General features: G+C 32.0%; 14 protein-coding genes. 12 read left to right on the plus strand and 2 right to left on the minus strand.

All coding sequences use genetic code 11. The annotated features are described in order from the left end of the window. Positions 1-7: 7 nt before the first annotated feature. The 7 genes from B5G32_RS05250 to B5G32_RS05280 all read left to right on the plus strand — a co-directional run bounded on the left by B5G32_RS05250 (position 8) and on the right by B5G32_RS05280 (position 5,314). A complete protein-coding gene (locus B5G32_RS05250; protein ID WP_087297376.1) occupies positions 8-490 on the plus strand; it encodes an ABC transporter permease in 483 nt (160 codons plus the stop codon). Between the two features lie 42 nt (positions 491-532). Beyond that, positions 533-724 carry a hypothetical protein gene (locus tag B5G32_RS05255; protein WP_087297377.1) on the plus strand — a complete coding sequence of 64 codons (192 nt, stop codon included), beginning with the start codon at positions 533-535 and terminating at the stop codon, positions 722-724. 41 nt (positions 725-765) lie between these two features. Beyond that, positions 766-1,581 carry an AAA family ATPase gene (locus B5G32_RS05260; protein ID WP_087936054.1) on the plus strand — a complete coding sequence of 272 codons (816 nt, stop codon included), beginning with the start codon at positions 766-768 and terminating at the stop codon, positions 1,579-1,581. Between the two features lie 65 nt (positions 1,582-1,646). After that, positions 1,647-2,129 (plus strand): GNAT family N-acetyltransferase, encoded by a 483-nt coding sequence (locus B5G32_RS05265; protein WP_087297378.1) that lies wholly within the window; start codon positions 1,647-1,649, stop codon positions 2,127-2,129. 190 nt (positions 2,130-2,319) lie between these two features. Then, positions 2,320-2,931, plus strand: coding sequence for a hypothetical protein (locus B5G32_RS05270; RefSeq protein WP_087297379.1), 612 nt, complete (start codon positions 2,320-2,322; stop codon positions 2,929-2,931). A 463-nt stretch (positions 2,932-3,394) separates the two neighbouring features. Beyond that, positions 3,395-4,549 carry an ATP-binding protein gene (locus tag B5G32_RS05275; protein WP_239386199.1) on the plus strand — a complete coding sequence of 385 codons (1,155 nt, stop codon included), beginning with the start codon at positions 3,395-3,397 and terminating at the stop codon, positions 4,547-4,549. Positions 4,550-4,945: 396 nt separating this feature from the next. After that, entirely contained in the window at positions 4,946-5,314 is a 369-nt protein-coding gene (locus tag B5G32_RS05280) for a hypothetical protein (protein WP_087297380.1), read from the plus strand. Between the two features lie 26 nt (positions 5,315-5,340). On the opposite strand, the gene B5G32_RS05285 is transcribed toward B5G32_RS05280, so the two are convergent. Continuing rightward, complete coding sequence (locus tag B5G32_RS05285) at positions 5,341-5,691, minus strand: hypothetical protein (protein WP_087244762.1); 351 nt, start codon at positions 5,689-5,691, stop codon at positions 5,341-5,343. A gap of 110 nt (positions 5,692-5,801) precedes the next feature. Here B5G32_RS05285 and B5G32_RS05290 point away from each other — a divergent pair, with 110 nt between their 5' ends. Both B5G32_RS05290 and B5G32_RS05295 read left to right on the plus strand, forming a co-directional pair. Beyond that, entirely contained in the window at positions 5,802-6,137 is a 336-nt protein-coding gene (locus B5G32_RS05290) for a hypothetical protein (RefSeq protein WP_129737755.1), read from the plus strand. Between the two features lies 1 nt (position 6,138). After that, positions 6,139-6,528, plus strand: coding sequence for a hypothetical protein (locus B5G32_RS05295; RefSeq protein WP_087936056.1), 390 nt, complete (start codon positions 6,139-6,141; stop codon positions 6,526-6,528). Between the two features lie 24 nt (positions 6,529-6,552). Here the strand turns inward: B5G32_RS05295 and purF are convergent, their stop codons facing one another. Next, positions 6,553-7,956: an amidophosphoribosyltransferase gene (gene purF / locus B5G32_RS05300; RefSeq protein WP_087936057.1), complete on the minus strand. Its 1,404-nt coding sequence runs from the start codon at positions 7,954-7,956 to the stop codon at positions 6,553-6,555. A 255-nt stretch (positions 7,957-8,211) separates the two neighbouring features. Between purF and B5G32_RS05305 the strand changes: the two genes are divergently transcribed. The 3 genes from B5G32_RS05305 to gltB are packed head-to-tail and all read left to right on the plus strand — an operon-like array spanning position 8,212 to position 16,407. Then, entirely contained in the window at positions 8,212-10,305 is a 2,094-nt protein-coding gene (locus B5G32_RS05305) for a glutamine synthetase III family protein (RefSeq protein WP_087936058.1), read from the plus strand. Positions 10,306-10,331: 26 nt separating this feature from the next. Then, on the plus strand, positions 10,332-11,912 hold the full coding sequence (asnB, locus tag B5G32_RS05310) for an asparagine synthase B (protein WP_087936059.1): 1,581 nt from the start codon (positions 10,332-10,334) through the stop codon (positions 11,910-11,912). A gap of 13 nt (positions 11,913-11,925) precedes the next feature. Further along, positions 11,926-16,407 (plus strand): glutamate synthase large subunit, encoded by a 4,482-nt coding sequence (gene gltB, locus B5G32_RS05315; RefSeq protein WP_204209635.1) that lies wholly within the window; start codon positions 11,926-11,928, stop codon positions 16,405-16,407. The last annotated feature ends 9 nt before the right edge of the window (positions 16,408-16,416 follow it).

Genomic DNA, 16,416 nt, shown 5'->3' on the forward strand with positions numbered 1-16,416 from the left:
AAACAGAATGATTATAATAATCGAAACCGTAATTTTATGTATTGCGTTTTTTCTAATATGTTTTTGGGGAACAGGTACAGATAACAAAAATTTAAAAAGCTATTCATCTTATCCAGATGAAGTGCAAAATCGAATAAAGAGTATTGCAGAATATCAAGGAAAATTTAAGGAAAGCAATAAAGTGGTTACATTTATATCCAATTTTCTGTTATTTCTGTTCGTACTATTTATATTAGGGTTGTTTATCAAAGAAAATGGCTTCACACATAATTTTCTTTGTTTATGTATTATAGGACAGGGATTGAATATCTTTGACTTATTTATTGTAGACCTTTTATGGTGGCGGAATACAAAGCGTGTTCGTTTAAGAAAAATACCAGAAAAGGAATTGTATCAAAATCCGAAAAAGCATATAGAAGCGTTTATCAGAGCCTTTATTATGTATCTGCTAATTGCTCTGATAGACGGATATATATTGACACTTTTATAGGAATAGATATAAGTAAATCCTAATTTATGGAGGTGTTTCATTATGGATAAACGTAAAAAAATAAAAGTAATTACAACAATAATTTGCCTGTTATTAAGTATATTTGCTTTATATACTTTTATTTTTATTGCAGAAGTTTCTAAAGGATGGAGAATTGTCTTAATTATAATAGCGATATTTTGGATAATTTCAGGAATATCTAACTTATTAGAATATTTTGGAAAACAAAAATGATAAAAAACCTAATTTAGAAAAGAAAGGGTGATTCTTTATTCATGATATATTTAAGAAGTTTTCAATTGAGTGATTCACAAATATCTAATCCTCATATCTATCCTTATAATGTTTTTAGAAATAAAGATATAGAGCCTTTCGTATTTACTCCAATAACAGTTTTTTATGGAAATAATGGTTCTGGTAAATCGACATTACTTAATATCATCGCTAATAAATTGAGGTTAAAAGGTAAAGAAAATGCTACGAGTAATTCATATGGTATAAAAGATTACTACAATGAATTTTGCTTTAAATGTTCTTATTGTCTGGGTGAAGATGAACTTGGTCATAAGATTAAATGTTTGCCAGAGAATAGTTGCTATATCAAAAGTGAAGATATTTTATATAAGGTGAAGAAAATTCAACAAAAACAAGTATTATCAGATGGAATGCTATATGACTATGTAAAAAAGGGGATGACGAAAGAAGAAGCAAGAAAATATTTGGAGTCAAAAGAAGGTGCTAGACAGATGGAATATATCATGTTTGCCCAAGAAAAATATTCTAATGGGGAAACATCTATGCAGTATTTTGATGATTTTTTGCAACCTGATGCGTTATATTTATTAGATGAACCAGAAGTATCTCTTTCTCCTGCTAATCAAGTCGCATTAGCAAAAGAAATTAATAATATGGCAAGATGGTTTCAGTGTCAATTTATTATCGCAACACATTCACCTTTTATGTTAGGAACTCTGGATGCGAAAATATATAATCTTGATTCAAAAGAATATGCCATTATGAAATGGAGTGATTTAGAAAATATGAGATATTTTTACAATTTTTTTAAAGAACATGAAAAAGAATTTGAATAAATCTTTCTCTATACGAAATATTGATTTCTAAGTTGATAAATAGTAATTTAAGGAGAAGTGATATTGTGATTAGAATTGAAAAAATAAATGCGAAAAATATATGGGATATACTAAAGCTACATGTGAGTAAGGAACAAGAATCGTTTGTTGCACCTAATGATTTGAGTATCATAGAAGCATATATATCGATAACAGGAAATGGACACGCTTTTCCATTTGGTATTTTTGAAGATGAAATTCCTGTTGGTTTCTTGATGATAGGTTATGATGTAGATGAATCTTTTGATAACCCACCACAGATAGCTTATGGTAACTATAGTATCTGGCGATTGATGATTGATGAAAAATATCAAGGCAATGGATATGGAAAAGAAGCCATTCGTTTAGCTTTAGAGTTTATTAGGACATTTCCGTGTGGTAAGGCAGAATATTGCTATTTATCTTATGAACCTGAAAATATAAATGCAAAAAGACTTTATTCAAAATTTGACTTTATAGAGAATGGTGAAATGGATGGCGAAGAAATAGTTGCAGTTTTAAAATTATGATAATAAGTAAGACTTGAGAATGAGGTACATGATTGATTTCAATTCTGGTTTTAAATGGTTTATTAGCATTTCAAATCCTAAGTTTTTCATGAAATAGTATTTCGCATTAATATTTTCATAAGATTTGTTTATTTTGAATGTTATTATCAACATTGGTATAATGATAATAGATAAAGAAAGGATGAGTCTTATGAAAAAAGTTCTATTATTTGTTGTATGTGTTTTTGTGTTGATTGGGTGTACAAGTTCAAAGAAATCAAACAATAATAATGCTGAAAATGAATCTACAACATCAGGTGTAATCAATTATATTTCTGAAACAGCTTTAACTCAAAGTGTTGTTGGTGATACAGAAGATGATTATCCTGTCTATGAATATGAATTAAGTCAGCCTTTGAAATCTGCAAGTATTTGTGTATATGAAAAAGAAAATGAATGGGAAAAACAGATAATATCTTACGAAGATGATATATATTCTCATGGACAAATAGCTATTGTTTTAGGTGATGAAACATACGATATTTATTTGATCCATTCAGAAACTGAAAATAATATAATCAAATATAATTTTTCTCAACATTATTTAGAATCATTAAATAGCAATAAAGTCATGTTTGCAAATACATTAGATAATAAAAAAATCGAAGCAAATGAAGAAATTGTCCTTTTTACAGTACTTGGAAAAAAAGATAATCCAATTGATCCACCTAACCCTGAAAATTTTACTAAAGAAAATTGTGATTATGGTATTGAAGTAACTATTACTTTTCATGACACAAAACAAGCACCAAGAAGTGAATAATAATCAATAAAAAGTATATATAATTTTTAAAGGTTATTTCAGATAACACTTTAAGAGAAAAACTTATTGAAGAACTTATAGGAGTTCTTCTTTGTTATAATATAACTACAGATTCTGTTGTTATTATTTCATTTTTATTAGCCTTACCTAATGAAAAGATAAACATAAGCATGAAAATATAAATTTAATCTTTATATAAGTAACATGTATTAATGGTTCTATCTCAATAAAGAGATAGTATTGTTTTGAAAGATATTATTGATGGCGTAGAAAAAAGGATTTAAGGAAAAGAATTATTGAAAGAGTTTAATAATGAATATTATGGTCATACTTTTTGAATAGTTACTTTTTCGTTTCATATGATTTGAAACGATTTTTTTCTTTCATTGCAATAAAAATGCAACGATAATATTTTTCGTTGCAAAACGAATGGAACAATAATATATTCAGGGAGGAGACTGTTATGAAAGAATCTAGAAATTTAGAGTTTAAAGAAACGATACAATCCAACACATTTCTCAAGACAGTCAGTGCTTTCGCAAACTATGGAACAGGAAGAATTATTTTTGGAATTAATGATGATGGTCTGGTTAAAGGAATAAAAAATGCAATAGATTTTTGTTTAAGTATTGAAAACAAAATGAATGATAATATGAATCCTGTACCATTATATGATTTAAATATTAATGATGATTCAACAATAACTCTAACTGTTTATGAAAGTGATTTGAAACCTTATTTATATAAAGGTAAAGCATATAAAAGACATGATACTTCAACTATTGAAGTAGATAGACTAGAATTGAACAGACTTATATTAGAAGAAAGTCATCAATCATATGAAGAACTTGTTTCTCAAAAACAGGATTTAACATTTCAATGTTTAGAAAAAGCTTTAAAAGATAAATTGGCTATACAAGGATTAAATGAAGATATTTTGAAAACATTAGATTTATATACAAAAAATCATCAATATAATAATGCAGCAGCATTACTTGCTGATCAAAATAATTATAAGGGTGTTGATATTATAAAATTTGGGCAAGATATTGATGAAATTATGGATAGAATTATTTTAGAAAATAAATCTATTTTATTGTTATTGGAAGAAAGTGTTGAAATGTATAAAAAATATTATCAATATGAAAAGATTGATGGAACTTCTAGAAAGATTGTCAATCGTATCCCAGAAAATGCGTTTCGTGAAGCTATAGCCAATGCTATGATTCATCGCTTTTGGGACATCAATGCATTTATAAGAGTAAGTATGTTTGATGATAGAATCGAAATAAGTTCTCCAGGAGGTCTTCCTTCAGGAATGAGTGAAGCAGAATATCTCGATGGACAGATTTCAATGCTTAGAAATCCAATTATAGGAAATGTATTCTATAGATTAAGATATATAGAAATGTTTGGCACAGGAATCAAAAGAATCAATAAATCATACTATGATTCAATAACGAAGCCAGAATTTAAAGTCTATGAGAACTCCATAATAATCATATTACCAACTGTATTAGATATTACTAATTTAACAAGTGAAGAACAACAGATTATACAGCTTTTTCATGGAAATTTAAAATTATCAAGAGCAGAAATAGAAAAAAAGTCATTATAATAAGGCAAAGCTTATTAGAATACTGAATTCATTATCTGATAAAAATATTATTGATAAGTCGGGGAAAGGACGAGCTACTAAATATCAGTTACGATAGAGAAAAAAGTTTATTTACAAAATACAGATAATAGTAATGAGGATATTTTTCAAAAGTTAACTATCGTACAAGAAGAACGAATAAATATATTATAGGAACTTTAGCCTATGCAAATGGATGTTTGTATAGGCTTTTTACATATATGAATTATATATGTTTAGTAAATATCTAGTAGGCAATTGCGATAATGCTTTGTTTTAATAAAATCTTAACTTAAAATAAAGACTATGAATATATCATTAATATCTTGCTTTGTTATACTGAAATCAAGATAAGAAAATGGAGGGGGAGAAAATCATATGTTGTATATGACAATGCCAGAATTTGCTTTCTTTATGGGACTTACATCTTATGTCATAAGAGATGTTTTTTCTAAGAGACATGTTTTTAATGGCTCAAAAAGATTACATATAATAGGAAGTATAGTTATAGGGTTATTGTTGTTTTTATTATATTTACATGATGAAATGAATTTAAATGATTTAAAGATTTTAATGATATATGTTCTATTTGTAGGTATGGATTTTTATAAAATGCAAAATCATCATTCTATTACGGAACATTTTTCATGGCTTTCATCAAGACAAGAAAATATGATTTTAAAGGTTTGTGGAACTTCTATAGTCATTGCACTATTAGCTTTGTTGGTCATGATTAAGTTTATATAAAAAAGAAATAGCCTTATTTTGCTATTTCATTGAGAATATATCGTTTCTAATTGATTGTCCAAGTTTTTTTGTTTGATTTCTTTGATTTGATTTTGACTATTATCAATTGTTATTTCTAAAGGGTATTTCTTTCCTGAAAGCATAGAGCCATAACCCTGAATTTGATAAACACCATCTTCTATTTGATTTAGCTTATATTTTTTATAGTAATAATGACCTGAACCATAAGGAATATGAATAATAATCTGGGATTGTTGTTCATGGACTTGATCAATATATAAATAGATAGGAACAGTTGTGAAAGTGTCTATGATAATCCATGCTATGAGAAGGGATATAAGCCCTCCAATAATGAGACGTATTTTCTTTTTATTCATGATGTCCACTCCTCTTTTTCATTATATAACAGAAAACGATGTTATCTAAACAAAAAAGTGAATACACAAAAATTTCATATTATTTTGATATATATAAGATGGTGATCAAAATGGAAGAAATCATTCGAGAAATTGTTTATATATGTGTTATGTTTATTGGGATTATATTATATGAAGTGATGAGTGATAAATGTCTGGTTTGTATTCTAGATAAGCCTTTGTTTCCAGATTTATTTAAGAAAGAATGGAAAAGAGAAGTTATACAGGATTGGCTGGCAGTCTTATTCTTATTTGTATTTCCAGGTCTTTTTTTATCTTTTGGAATAGCATATATCAAAATAGCAATACTAGGTATTATTGTAGTTTATGAAAGCAAAACTTTACGTAGACTGAAAATCAGTCAATATGTTGCTGATAAGCACTTTTTTAAGAGGGAAGAAGAGTAAAATGTTATATATGACTTCAGCAGACTATTTGTTCTTTGTAGTTGCTTCGACATTGATTATTAAAGATGTGCTCTGTCGAGATTATCAGGCATATGGCTATTGGAATACATATAGTTATTCTAAAGGAATTTATTTTACTGGTTTGGTTATTGTTATTTTACTTTGGGCATATGTTTGTGATTTGTTTTCAGGGTTTGATGTGAACTCTTTAAAATTGTATATCATATTTTTAATTTTCTTAGGCGTTGAAATTTATAAATCTATGACACAGCAGTTAATAAGTGAAAAATTATTATGGCTATCTTCTAAGCAGGAAAATAAAGTATTAAGGATTTGTGGGACGGTTCTTGTTATTGGGATGTTGGCTTTGATTATTGCGATAAAAATATAAAAGGTTTGTCGTTTTGACAAACCTTTAATCGTCTTGAAAATCATTATCATATAGTGGTGTGACATATTTTCTATTGAAACAAGCCATACATAAATCACAGGTATGTTCTTTTTCAAAATGAATAGATTTTTGAAGTCCTTCTTCACTGATGAAGGCTAAGGAATCAGCACCAATATATGCGCAAAGTTCCTGAGTTGTCATCTTGTGAGAAATTAATTCATCAAGAGTAGAAGTATCTACACCATAAAAACAAGGATATTTGATTGCCGGTGAAGCAATTCTGACATGAACTTCTGTAGCACCTGCTTCTTTTAATAAAGTCACAATACGTTTGGATGTTGTTCCTCTGACAATAGAGTCGTCAATCATGATGACTCTTTTTTGATTCACAATTGAAGAAACAGCCGAAAGCTTCATACGAACACCCTGATTTCTTAGTTCTTGCGTAGGCTGAATGAATGTTCTTCCGACATATTTGTTTTTAATTAGTCCCATTTCATAAGGAATGTGGGAAGCTTCTGAATATCCAATGGCAGCAGATATAGATGAATCTGGTACTCCAATCACAATATCAGCATCTACTGGACTTTCTAAATAAAGTTGTTTTCCAGCATTTTTACGTGTTGTGTGAACATTGATGCCATCAAGGATGCTGTCAGGACGAGAAAAATATACATATTCCATCGCACAGATTTTATCATGGATAGGTTGCTTTGTATAAAGACGAGATAACAATTGATTGCCTTTGACTCTGACTATTTCTCCTGGCTCGACATCTCTTAGAAATTTAGCGCCTACAATATCTAATGCACATGTTTCTGAAGCAAAGACATACGCGCCATTAGGGAGCTGTCCAATAGCTAGTGGTCTTAATCCATAACGATCTCTGACAGCATAGAGACGATCTTCTAAAAGAATGAGGAAAGCAAAAGCTCCATCTAATTTTTCTAAAGAAGCACAGATACGATCTATCATATGTCCTTTTTGACGTTTGATTAAATGTCCTAAGATTTCAGTATCAGATGAAGATGAAAAGATACTGCCTTGTTCTTCAAGTTCAGCTTTCAATACATTAGCATTCACAATATTTCCATTATGACAAATTCCCATATCACCCACCATGGTTCTAAAAAGTAAAGGCTGTACATTCATAATACCTCCACCACCAGCAGTTGAATAACGCACATGACCAATAGCGTGAATACCATTCATCTGATGAATCTTTTCACTGTTAAAAACTTCAGTGACCAAACCTTCTCCTTTATGAATAGAAAGTTTATGATCGTTTGCAACTAAAATACCGGCTCCTTCCTGCCCACGATGCTGAAGGGCATGTAAACCATAATAACAGAGGTTAGCTGCATTTGGATGCTGAAACACACCGAACACACCACACTCCTCATGAATTTCTTTTAAATCATTTATCATTGTTGTTCTCCTTATATTTTATAGAAGAATAGGAGATACATATATCAAAATTTGTTGTATAAGATGTTACATAAAAATAAATATTACGGGATTCAATATCTCCTATTCGTCTTTATTATAACGGAATAATTGTATTTTTTCAATCAAATATAATAATAATTTATTAAAATGATAAAAAAACATTGACAAAAACACGAAGCTGTATCATAATGCAAAATAAGTAAACGGATAGGTTTACATAAAGGAGTGATAGATATGGAAAAGAAAATAACAGATATTTTTGGAACTTTGGTATTTGATGAAGAAGTCATGGAAGAAAGACTTGCGAAGGATACTTTCAGAGAACTTCAAAAAACAATTAAAGAGGGGAAATCTTTAAATATCAAGATTGCAAATGCTGTGGCGAATGCGATGAAAGATTGGGCTGTGGAACATGGAGCTACACATTATACGCACTGGTTTCAACCGATGACAGGTGTAACAGCTGAAAAGCATGATGGTTTTATTGGTACAAACAAAAATGGGAAAGTTATTTTAGAATTTTCTGGCAAGGAATTAATTAAAGGAGAACCTGATGCGTCATCTTTCCCGAATGGGGGATTACGTGCAACATTTGAAGCCAGAGGATATACAGCTTGGGATCCGACATCTTATGCTTTTATTAAAAATGGCGTTTTATGTATTCCTACAGCATTCTGTTCTTATTCAGGGCATGCTTTAGATAAAAAGACACCATTATTAAGAAGTATGCAGGCTATCAACAAACAGGCATTACGTATCTTAAAATTATTTGGTAACGAAAATGTTAAGAATGTCAAAACAACAGTGGGACCTGAACAGGAATATTTCTTAGTCGATAAAAAATATTATGAACAAAGAAAAGACTTGATTTATACAGGACGTACTTTATTTGGTGCACCATCTCCAAAAGGACAGGAAATGGAAGATCATTATTTTGGAACAATCAAGAGTAGAGTTCAAGAATTTATGAATGATTTAAATGAAGAATTATGGAAATTAGGTGTCTTAGTGAAAACTGAACACAATGAAGTTGCACCAGCTCAACATGAGTTAGCACCTATTTTCTCTACTACCAATATTGCGACTGATCATAACCAATTAACAATGGAATTGATTCAAAGAATTGCAAAAAAACATGGTTTGGTTGCTTTATTACATGAAAAGCCATTTGATGGTATCAATGGAAGTGGAAAGCATAATAACTGGTCATTATCAACAGATACAGGTGTGAATTTATTAGAACCTGGAGATACACCACATGAAAATGCTCAATTCTTATTATTCTTATGCGCTGTGATTAAAGCGGCTGATGAACATCAGGATTTGTTGAGATTATCTGTTGCGACTGCAGGTAACGATCATCGTTTGGGAGCTAACGAAGCACCGCCAGCTATTATTTCTGTTTTCTTAGGTGATGAATTAGCTGAAATCTTAAAAGCTATTGAAGAAGATCGACCATATGATTCTAAGGAAAAAGAAGTCATGAAGATTGGGGCTCATGTCTTACCTAAATTTCCTAAAGATACAACAGATCGTAACCGTACTTCACCATTTGCTTTTACAGGTAATAAATTTGAATTCCGTATGCCAGGATCAAGTTCATCTATTGCAGGATGTAATATTGTTTTAAATACAGTGATTGCAGATGAATTAAAAGAATTTGCGGATATTCTAGAAAAAGCACCGGATTTTTCTTCAGCATTACATGCATTGATTCAAGGAACAATCAAAGAACATAAACGTATTATTTTCAATGGTAATGGTTATGATGATTCTTGGGTAGAGGAAGCCAAGAAACGTGGACTATTAAACTTACGTACAACACCTGATGCTTTACCATATTTTATCAAGGAAAATAATATTGAATTATTTAAAAGACATAAAGTCTTTGATGAAGAAGAAGTGCATTCTCGTTATGAAATTATGATGGAAGAATATGTCAAGATTTTGCATATTGAAGCTTTAACAATGGTCAATATGTCTCAAAAAGAAATCTTACCAGCTGTTAGTCAATATTCATATGACTTAGCACAAACTTGTGCAATGAAAACAGAAGTTGCCAAGTTAGAAAATGTTTATGAAAAAGAAACTTTAAAAGATGTTTCAGCATTATTAGATCAAGCTTTTAAAGCAACAAAACATTTAGACAAAGTCTTAAAAGAAGCTGAAGCGATTGAAGACTTTGAAAAGGCAGCTTTCTATTATCGAGATGAAGTCATTCCAGCTATGAGTGCTTTACGTACACCATGTGATGAATTGGAAACATTAACTGCCGAAAATGTATGGCCATTCCCAACATATGGCAAACTGTTATTTGGTATTTTATAAAATTATATAAGAGAGGGGTTATGACAATGTGTTCGATTATGGCGTATTGCGACAGCAATGTAGAAAAAGAGATTTTTTTAAAGGGTTTTGAAAGAACACATACCAGGGGACCTGATGCTATGCGTATTATTGATACAGGTAAAGGGCTATTGGGATTTCAACGTTTATCCATCATGGGATTAAATGAGTATGGTATGCAACCATTTCAAAGAGGGAAGCATTATGTTGTCTGTAACGGTGAAATCTATGGTTTTAGACCAATGAAAGAAGAATTGATGAAGCAGGGCTTTGACTTTCAAGGGGAGAGTGATTGTGAAATCCTGCTTCCTCTTTATCAAAAAATGGGTGTAGACATGTTTAAAGAATTAGATGGAGAATTTGCATTGATTCTTTTTGATGGTGATACAAAAGAATTTATTGCTGCTAGAGATCCGATTGGAATTCGCCCATTATTTTATGGTTATGATGATCATCAACACATTGTCTTTGCTTCAGAAGCCAAAAATTTAGTTGGCATCTGTGATAAGATTGTACCTTTTCCACCAGGACATTATTATCAAAATGGGGAGTTTGTTTGTTATAGAGATATGAGCCTGGTGGAAAACTATCATCATGATGATTTCAATACAATCTATACAAATATACATGATTTATTAGTCAAAGGTATTGAAAAAAGACTGGATGCAGATGCACCACTTGGTTTCTTATTAAGTGGAGGATTAGATTCATCACTTGTCTGTGCAGTCTCATCACGTCTGCTAAAAAAACCAATTCGTACTTTTGCGATTGGAATGGATAAAGATGCTATTGATTTAAAATATGCCAAAGAAGTGGCTGAGTTTACTGGCAGTGAACATACCGAAGTGATTATCACAAAAGATGATGTTCTAAGTGCTTTAGAACCTGTTATTGCCACTTTAGGAACATATGATATTACAACAATTCGTGCATCTATTGGTATGTATCTTGTCTGTCAGTATATTCATCAGCATACAGATATCAGAGTTTTATTAACGGGTGAGATTTCAGATGAATTATTTGGTTATAAATATACAGATTTTGCGCCAAATGCAAAAGAATTCCAAAAGGAAGCTGAAAAACGTATTCGAGAAATTTATATGTATGATGTCTTACGTGCTGATCGTTGTATTAGTGTTCATTCCTTAGAAGCACGTGTGCCTTTTGGAGATTTGGCTTTTGTGGATTATGTTATGCATATTGATCCTGCTTTAAAAATGAATAATTATGGAAAAGGAAAATATTTATTGCGTAAAGCGTTTGACAGAGGATATTTACCTCAAGATATCTTAATGCGTGAAAAAGCAGCTTTTTCAGATGCGGTAGGACATTCATTAAGTGATGAAATCAAAGCTTATGCGAATAATTATTATAGTGATCAGGAATTTGAAGAAAAAAGAAAGAAATATGATTTTGCCCAACCATTTACAAAAGAGTCATTATTATATCGTGAAATCTTTGAAAAATATTATCCACATCAGGCACAAATGGTGAAAGGATTCTGGATGCCAAATCCAAATTGGGAAGGTTGTCAGGTCAACGATCCTTCTGCCAGGTTTTTAGAAAATTATGGAGATAGTGGAAAGTAGAAAGGATGATTTGATGAAAGAGTATAATCAGGGATTGCATCATGTCAGAGAACATGATGCCTGTGGTATTGGCGCTGTCGTTCATATTGATGGACGACAGGATTATCAGGTTGTTGATCAGGCACTTACAATTGTTGAAAAACTAGAACATCGTGCTGGAAAAGATGCCAGTGGAGAAGTCGGTGATGGGGTTGGAATCTTATTACAGATTTCACATCGTTTCTTTAATAAAGTTGCACATAATCTCCATATCGCTTTGCCTCAACCATATGATTATGCTGTGGGAATGTTCTTTTTACCACAGGATACACTGACAAGACAAAAAGCTATGAAAACTTTAGAACGCATTGTCATGAAACATCAGGCCACATTTCTAGGGTGGCGAGAAGTGCCATGTCATGAAGATATCTTAGGTCAAAAGGCTAAGGATTGTATGCCTTATATTATGCAATGCTTTATTGAAAAGCCTAAAACTTGTCAACAAAGAATGGACTTTGAAAGAGTTTTATATGTGATTCGACGCGAATTTGAAAAATCTTCACCACAGACATATGTGGTTTCCTTATCTTCATCAACAATTGTCTATAAAGGGATGTTTCTTGTTCATCAGTTAAGACAATTCTATGATGATTTACAAGATCATGATTATCATAGTGCCATAGCATTGGTTCATTCACGATTTTCTACCAATACCAATCCAAGCTGGCAAAGAGCACATCCTAATCGTATGATTGCTCATAATGGAGAAATTAATACAATTAGAGGTAATGCGAATCGTATGCTGGCCAGAGAAGAAACATTAGATTCAAAGTATTTTTCATCAGATATGACAAAGGTTTTCCCAATTGTTGATGTACATGGTTCAGATTCAGCCATGCTAGATAATACATTAGAGTTCCTATATATGAATGGGATGCCATTAGCTAAAGCTATGATGCTATTGATTCCAGAACCATGGAAAAATACAGCCATGTCACAAGAGAAAAAAGATTTTTATCATTATTATGCGACAATGATGGAACCATGGGATGGACCTGCTGCTATCTTATTTTCTGATGGTATTTCCATGGGAGCTACTTTAGATAGAAATGGGTTAAGGCCATCACGTTATTATATTTTAGATGATCAGACTTTGATTTTATCATCAGAAGTTGGCGTTTTAGATATTGATGAAAGTCATATTGTCAAAAAATCACGTCTTCAACCAGGAAAAATGTTATTAGTAGATACTCAAAAACAGCAGCTGATTGAAGATGATATATGTAAAATGAGCTATGCTAAAGAACATCCTTATGGAGAATGGTTGGATTATTATTTATTACATTTAAAAGATTTACCAGCTCCAGATAAAAAATCACATATTCATAGTCAAAGTGACCGTGATATCTTATATAAGATTTTTAGTTATACATATGAAGATGTCAAAGATATGATTTTACCTATGGCCAAAAATGGTGTAGAACCTACAGCATCCATGGGAACAGATATTCCACTTGCTATGTTGAGTCAAAAACATCCAACATTATTTCATTATTTTAAACAACAGTTTGCTCAAGTGACCAATCCACCTATTGATTCTTTAAGAGAAGAAGTGGTTGTAGATACAACGGTATATTTAGGATCTAATGGAAACTTATTACAGGATCAATCTGATAATTGTCAGGTCTTAGAAATTAATAATCCTATTTTAGACAGTCGTGATATGGATAAACTCAAACAGTTAAATCGTGATGGCTTCCATAGTCAAGTCATTTCTTTATTATATTACAAAGGGATTTCCTTAACAGAAGCTTTAGATCAGTTATTTCTTGATTGTGATAAAGCTTATCGTCAAGGTGTCAATATCTTAATTCTTTCTGATAAAGGTGTCGATGATAATCATTTGGTTATCCCTTCATTACTGGCTGTTTCAGCTATTGAAAGTCATTTAGTGAAAACCAAAAGAAAAACAGCGATGTCCATTGTTTTAGAAAGTGGTGAACCACGTGATGTTCATCAATTTGCCTGTTTATTAGGTTTTGGTGCTACAGCTATTTATCCATATCTGGCCCATGAATGTATCATGGAAATGATTCAACTTAATATGTTGGATAAAGAGGAAAATAAGGCTATTGAAGATTATAATCATGCCATTTTAAAAGGTATTGTCAAGATTGCGGCGAAGATGGGTATTTCTGCTTTACAGTCATATCAGTCTGCACAAATCTTTGAAGTTGTCGGTTTAAAAGAAGATATTATGGAAAACTATTTCCCTCATACAGTTTATCGTGTGGGAGAAAAAGGTTTGACAGATATTGAAAATGATATTCGTTACTATCATGATCATGCCTTTGATCCATTAGGATTAAAGACAGATACATCATTGAAAAGTTTAGGTTTTCATAAATTTCGACGTGGACCACAAAGTGAAGTTCATATGTATAGTCCAGAAACAATTGTTTTACTTCAAAAAGCGACTCAAAGTGGAGATTATACATTATTTAAAGAATATTCACGTCAGTTGGAAAGTCAACCCTTTGCTTTACGTCATTTATTAGAATTTGATATGACACAAAGACAATCTATTCCTTTAGAAGAAGTAGAAAGTGTTGATGATATTGTCAAACGTTTTAAAACAGGAGCGATGTCTTATGGTTCTATTTCTAAGGAGGCACATGAATGTTTAGCTGTGGCAATGAATCGTTTAGGTGGAAAATCAAATTCTGGTGAAGGTGGAGAAAATCCAGACAGATTATATACTGAGGCGAATAGTGCTATTAAACAGGTGGCTAGTGGACGTTTTGGTGTCACAAGTGAATATCTGGTCAGTGCCAAAGAAATTCAAATTAAAATGGCACAAGGTGCAAAACCGGGTGAAGGAGGCCATTTACCAGGACAGAAAGTTTATCCTTGGATTGCCAAAACACGTTATTCAACACCTGGAGTCACTTTGATTTCACCACCACCACATCATGATATTTATTCTATTGAAGATTTGGCACAATTGATTTATGACCTGAAAAATGCCAATCGTGATGCGCGTATTTCTGTCAAACTTGTTTCAGAATCAGGAGTTGGAACGATTGCATCAGGTGTTGCGAAAGCAGGAGCTCAGGTTATATTGATTTCTGGTTATGATGGAGGAACAGGGGCTGCCCCACAAAGTTCGATTCATTATGCGGGATTGCCTTGGGAATTAGGACTAGCTGAAGCTCATCAGAGTCTTATCGAAAATGATTTAAGAACACGTGTTGTTTTAGAAACAGATGGAAAATTAATGACAGGAAGAGATGTAGCTGTGGCAGCATTATTAGGTGCAGAAGAATTTGGTTTTGCGACAGCCCCATTAGTGACAATGGGTTGTGTGATGATGCGTGTCTGCAATCTTGATACTTGTCCAGTCGGTATCGCAACACAAAATGCTGAACTTAGAAAACGTTTTAAAGGGAAACCAGAATATGTTATGAATTTTATGATTTTTATTGCTCAGGAATTACGTGAAATCATGGCACAGCTGGGATTCCATAGCATAGATGAAATGGTAGGACATATGGAAGTTCTGAAAGTCAAACCAGAATATCAGGAATTAGAATCATTCTTTACAAAAAAGGATCTCAATGTGCATTTCCAAAAAGAAAATGTTTTTGATTTCCACTTAGAAGATAGTCAGGATTTAAAAGTCTTGTTACCAAGATTCCTTTCTTATCTGGAAACAAAGCAGCCACATCAGGAGACAATACATATTTCCAGCCTTGATCGTAGTTTAGGAACATTGCTGGGAAGTGAAATCACAAAACGTTTCCAAAACAATCTGCAAGATGATACTTATCAGATTGAATGTATTGGTGGAGCCGGACAATCATTTGGAGCCTTTATACCAAAAGGTCTCACAATGCAAGTTGAAGGAGATGCCAATGATTATTTTGGAAAAGGATTATCTGGTGGAAAACTGATTATTCATCCTTCTTCAAATGCTCAATTTGTGGCTCAAGATAATGTCATTGTTGGAAACGTTGCCTTATATGGAGCAACATCAGGAGAAGCCTATATCAGTGGTCGTGCTGGAGAGCGTTTCGCTGTGCGTAATTCAGGAGCAATAGCGGTCGTAGAAGGTTGTGGAGATCATGGATTGGAATATATGACGGGAGGAAAAGTTGTTGTCTTAGGAAAAACTGGAAAGAACTTTGCAGCTGGTATGAGTGGAGGAATCGCTTATATCTTTGATAAAGATCATGATTTATATTTACGTTTAAATAAAGAATTAGTGACAATGCAGGAAGTGAAACAACATAGGGATATAGAAGAGTTAAAAACTTTACTGCAAAAACATGTGCAATATACAGGATCGTTACTGGCTAAAGATATTTTAGAAAGTTTTGAAGCCTGGTTACCACATTTTAAAAAGATTGTTCCAGTGAATTATGCCCGTATGTTAGAAGGTATGGAAAGCTTTGAAAAACAAGGATATTCACATGACGAGGCAGCTTTAATGGCCTTTAAGCAAGTTCATCAATAGGAGGGTAAT

The sequence above is a fragment of the Massilimicrobiota sp. An80 genome (assembly GCF_002159255.1).
In the GTDB taxonomy this organism is placed as follows: Bacteria; Bacillota_I; Bacilli_A; order Erysipelotrichales; family Coprobacillaceae; genus Allocoprobacillus; species Allocoprobacillus merdigallinarum.

Coding starts and splice junctions, on each gene's coding strand:
- B5G32_RS05255 (WP_087297377.1), top strand. CDS start 533: ATGGATAAACGTAAAAAAATAAAAGTAATTACAACAATAATTTGCCTG.
- B5G32_RS05305 (WP_087936058.1), top strand. CDS start 8,212: ATGGAAAAGAAAATAACAGATATTTTTGGAACTTTGGTATTTGATGAA.
- B5G32_RS05295 (WP_087936056.1), top strand. CDS start 6,139: ATGTTATATATGACTTCAGCAGACTATTTGTTCTTTGTAGTTGCTTCG.
- B5G32_RS05290 (WP_129737755.1), top strand. CDS start 5,802: ATGGAAGAAATCATTCGAGAAATTGTTTATATATGTGTTATGTTTATT.
- B5G32_RS05275 (WP_239386199.1), top strand. CDS start 3,395: ATGAAAGAATCTAGAAATTTAGAGTTTAAAGAAACGATACAATCCAAC.
- B5G32_RS05285 (WP_087244762.1), bottom strand. CDS start 5,691: ATGAATAAAAAGAAAATACGTCTCATTATTGGAGGGCTTATATCCCTT.
- B5G32_RS05250 (WP_087297376.1), top strand. CDS start 8: ATGATTATAATAATCGAAACCGTAATTTTATGTATTGCGTTTTTTCTA.
- B5G32_RS05280 (WP_087297380.1), top strand. CDS start 4,946: ATGTTGTATATGACAATGCCAGAATTTGCTTTCTTTATGGGACTTACA.
- purF (WP_087936057.1), bottom strand. CDS start 7,956: ATGATAAATGATTTAAAAGAAATTCATGAGGAGTGTGGTGTGTTCGGT.
- asnB (WP_087936059.1), top strand. CDS start 10,332: ATGTGTTCGATTATGGCGTATTGCGACAGCAATGTAGAAAAAGAGATT.
- B5G32_RS05270 (WP_087297379.1), top strand. CDS start 2,320: ATGAAAAAAGTTCTATTATTTGTTGTATGTGTTTTTGTGTTGATTGGG.
- B5G32_RS05260 (WP_087936054.1), top strand. CDS start 766: ATGATATATTTAAGAAGTTTTCAATTGAGTGATTCACAAATATCTAAT.
- gltB (WP_204209635.1), top strand. CDS start 11,926: ATGAAAGAGTATAATCAGGGATTGCATCATGTCAGAGAACATGATGCC.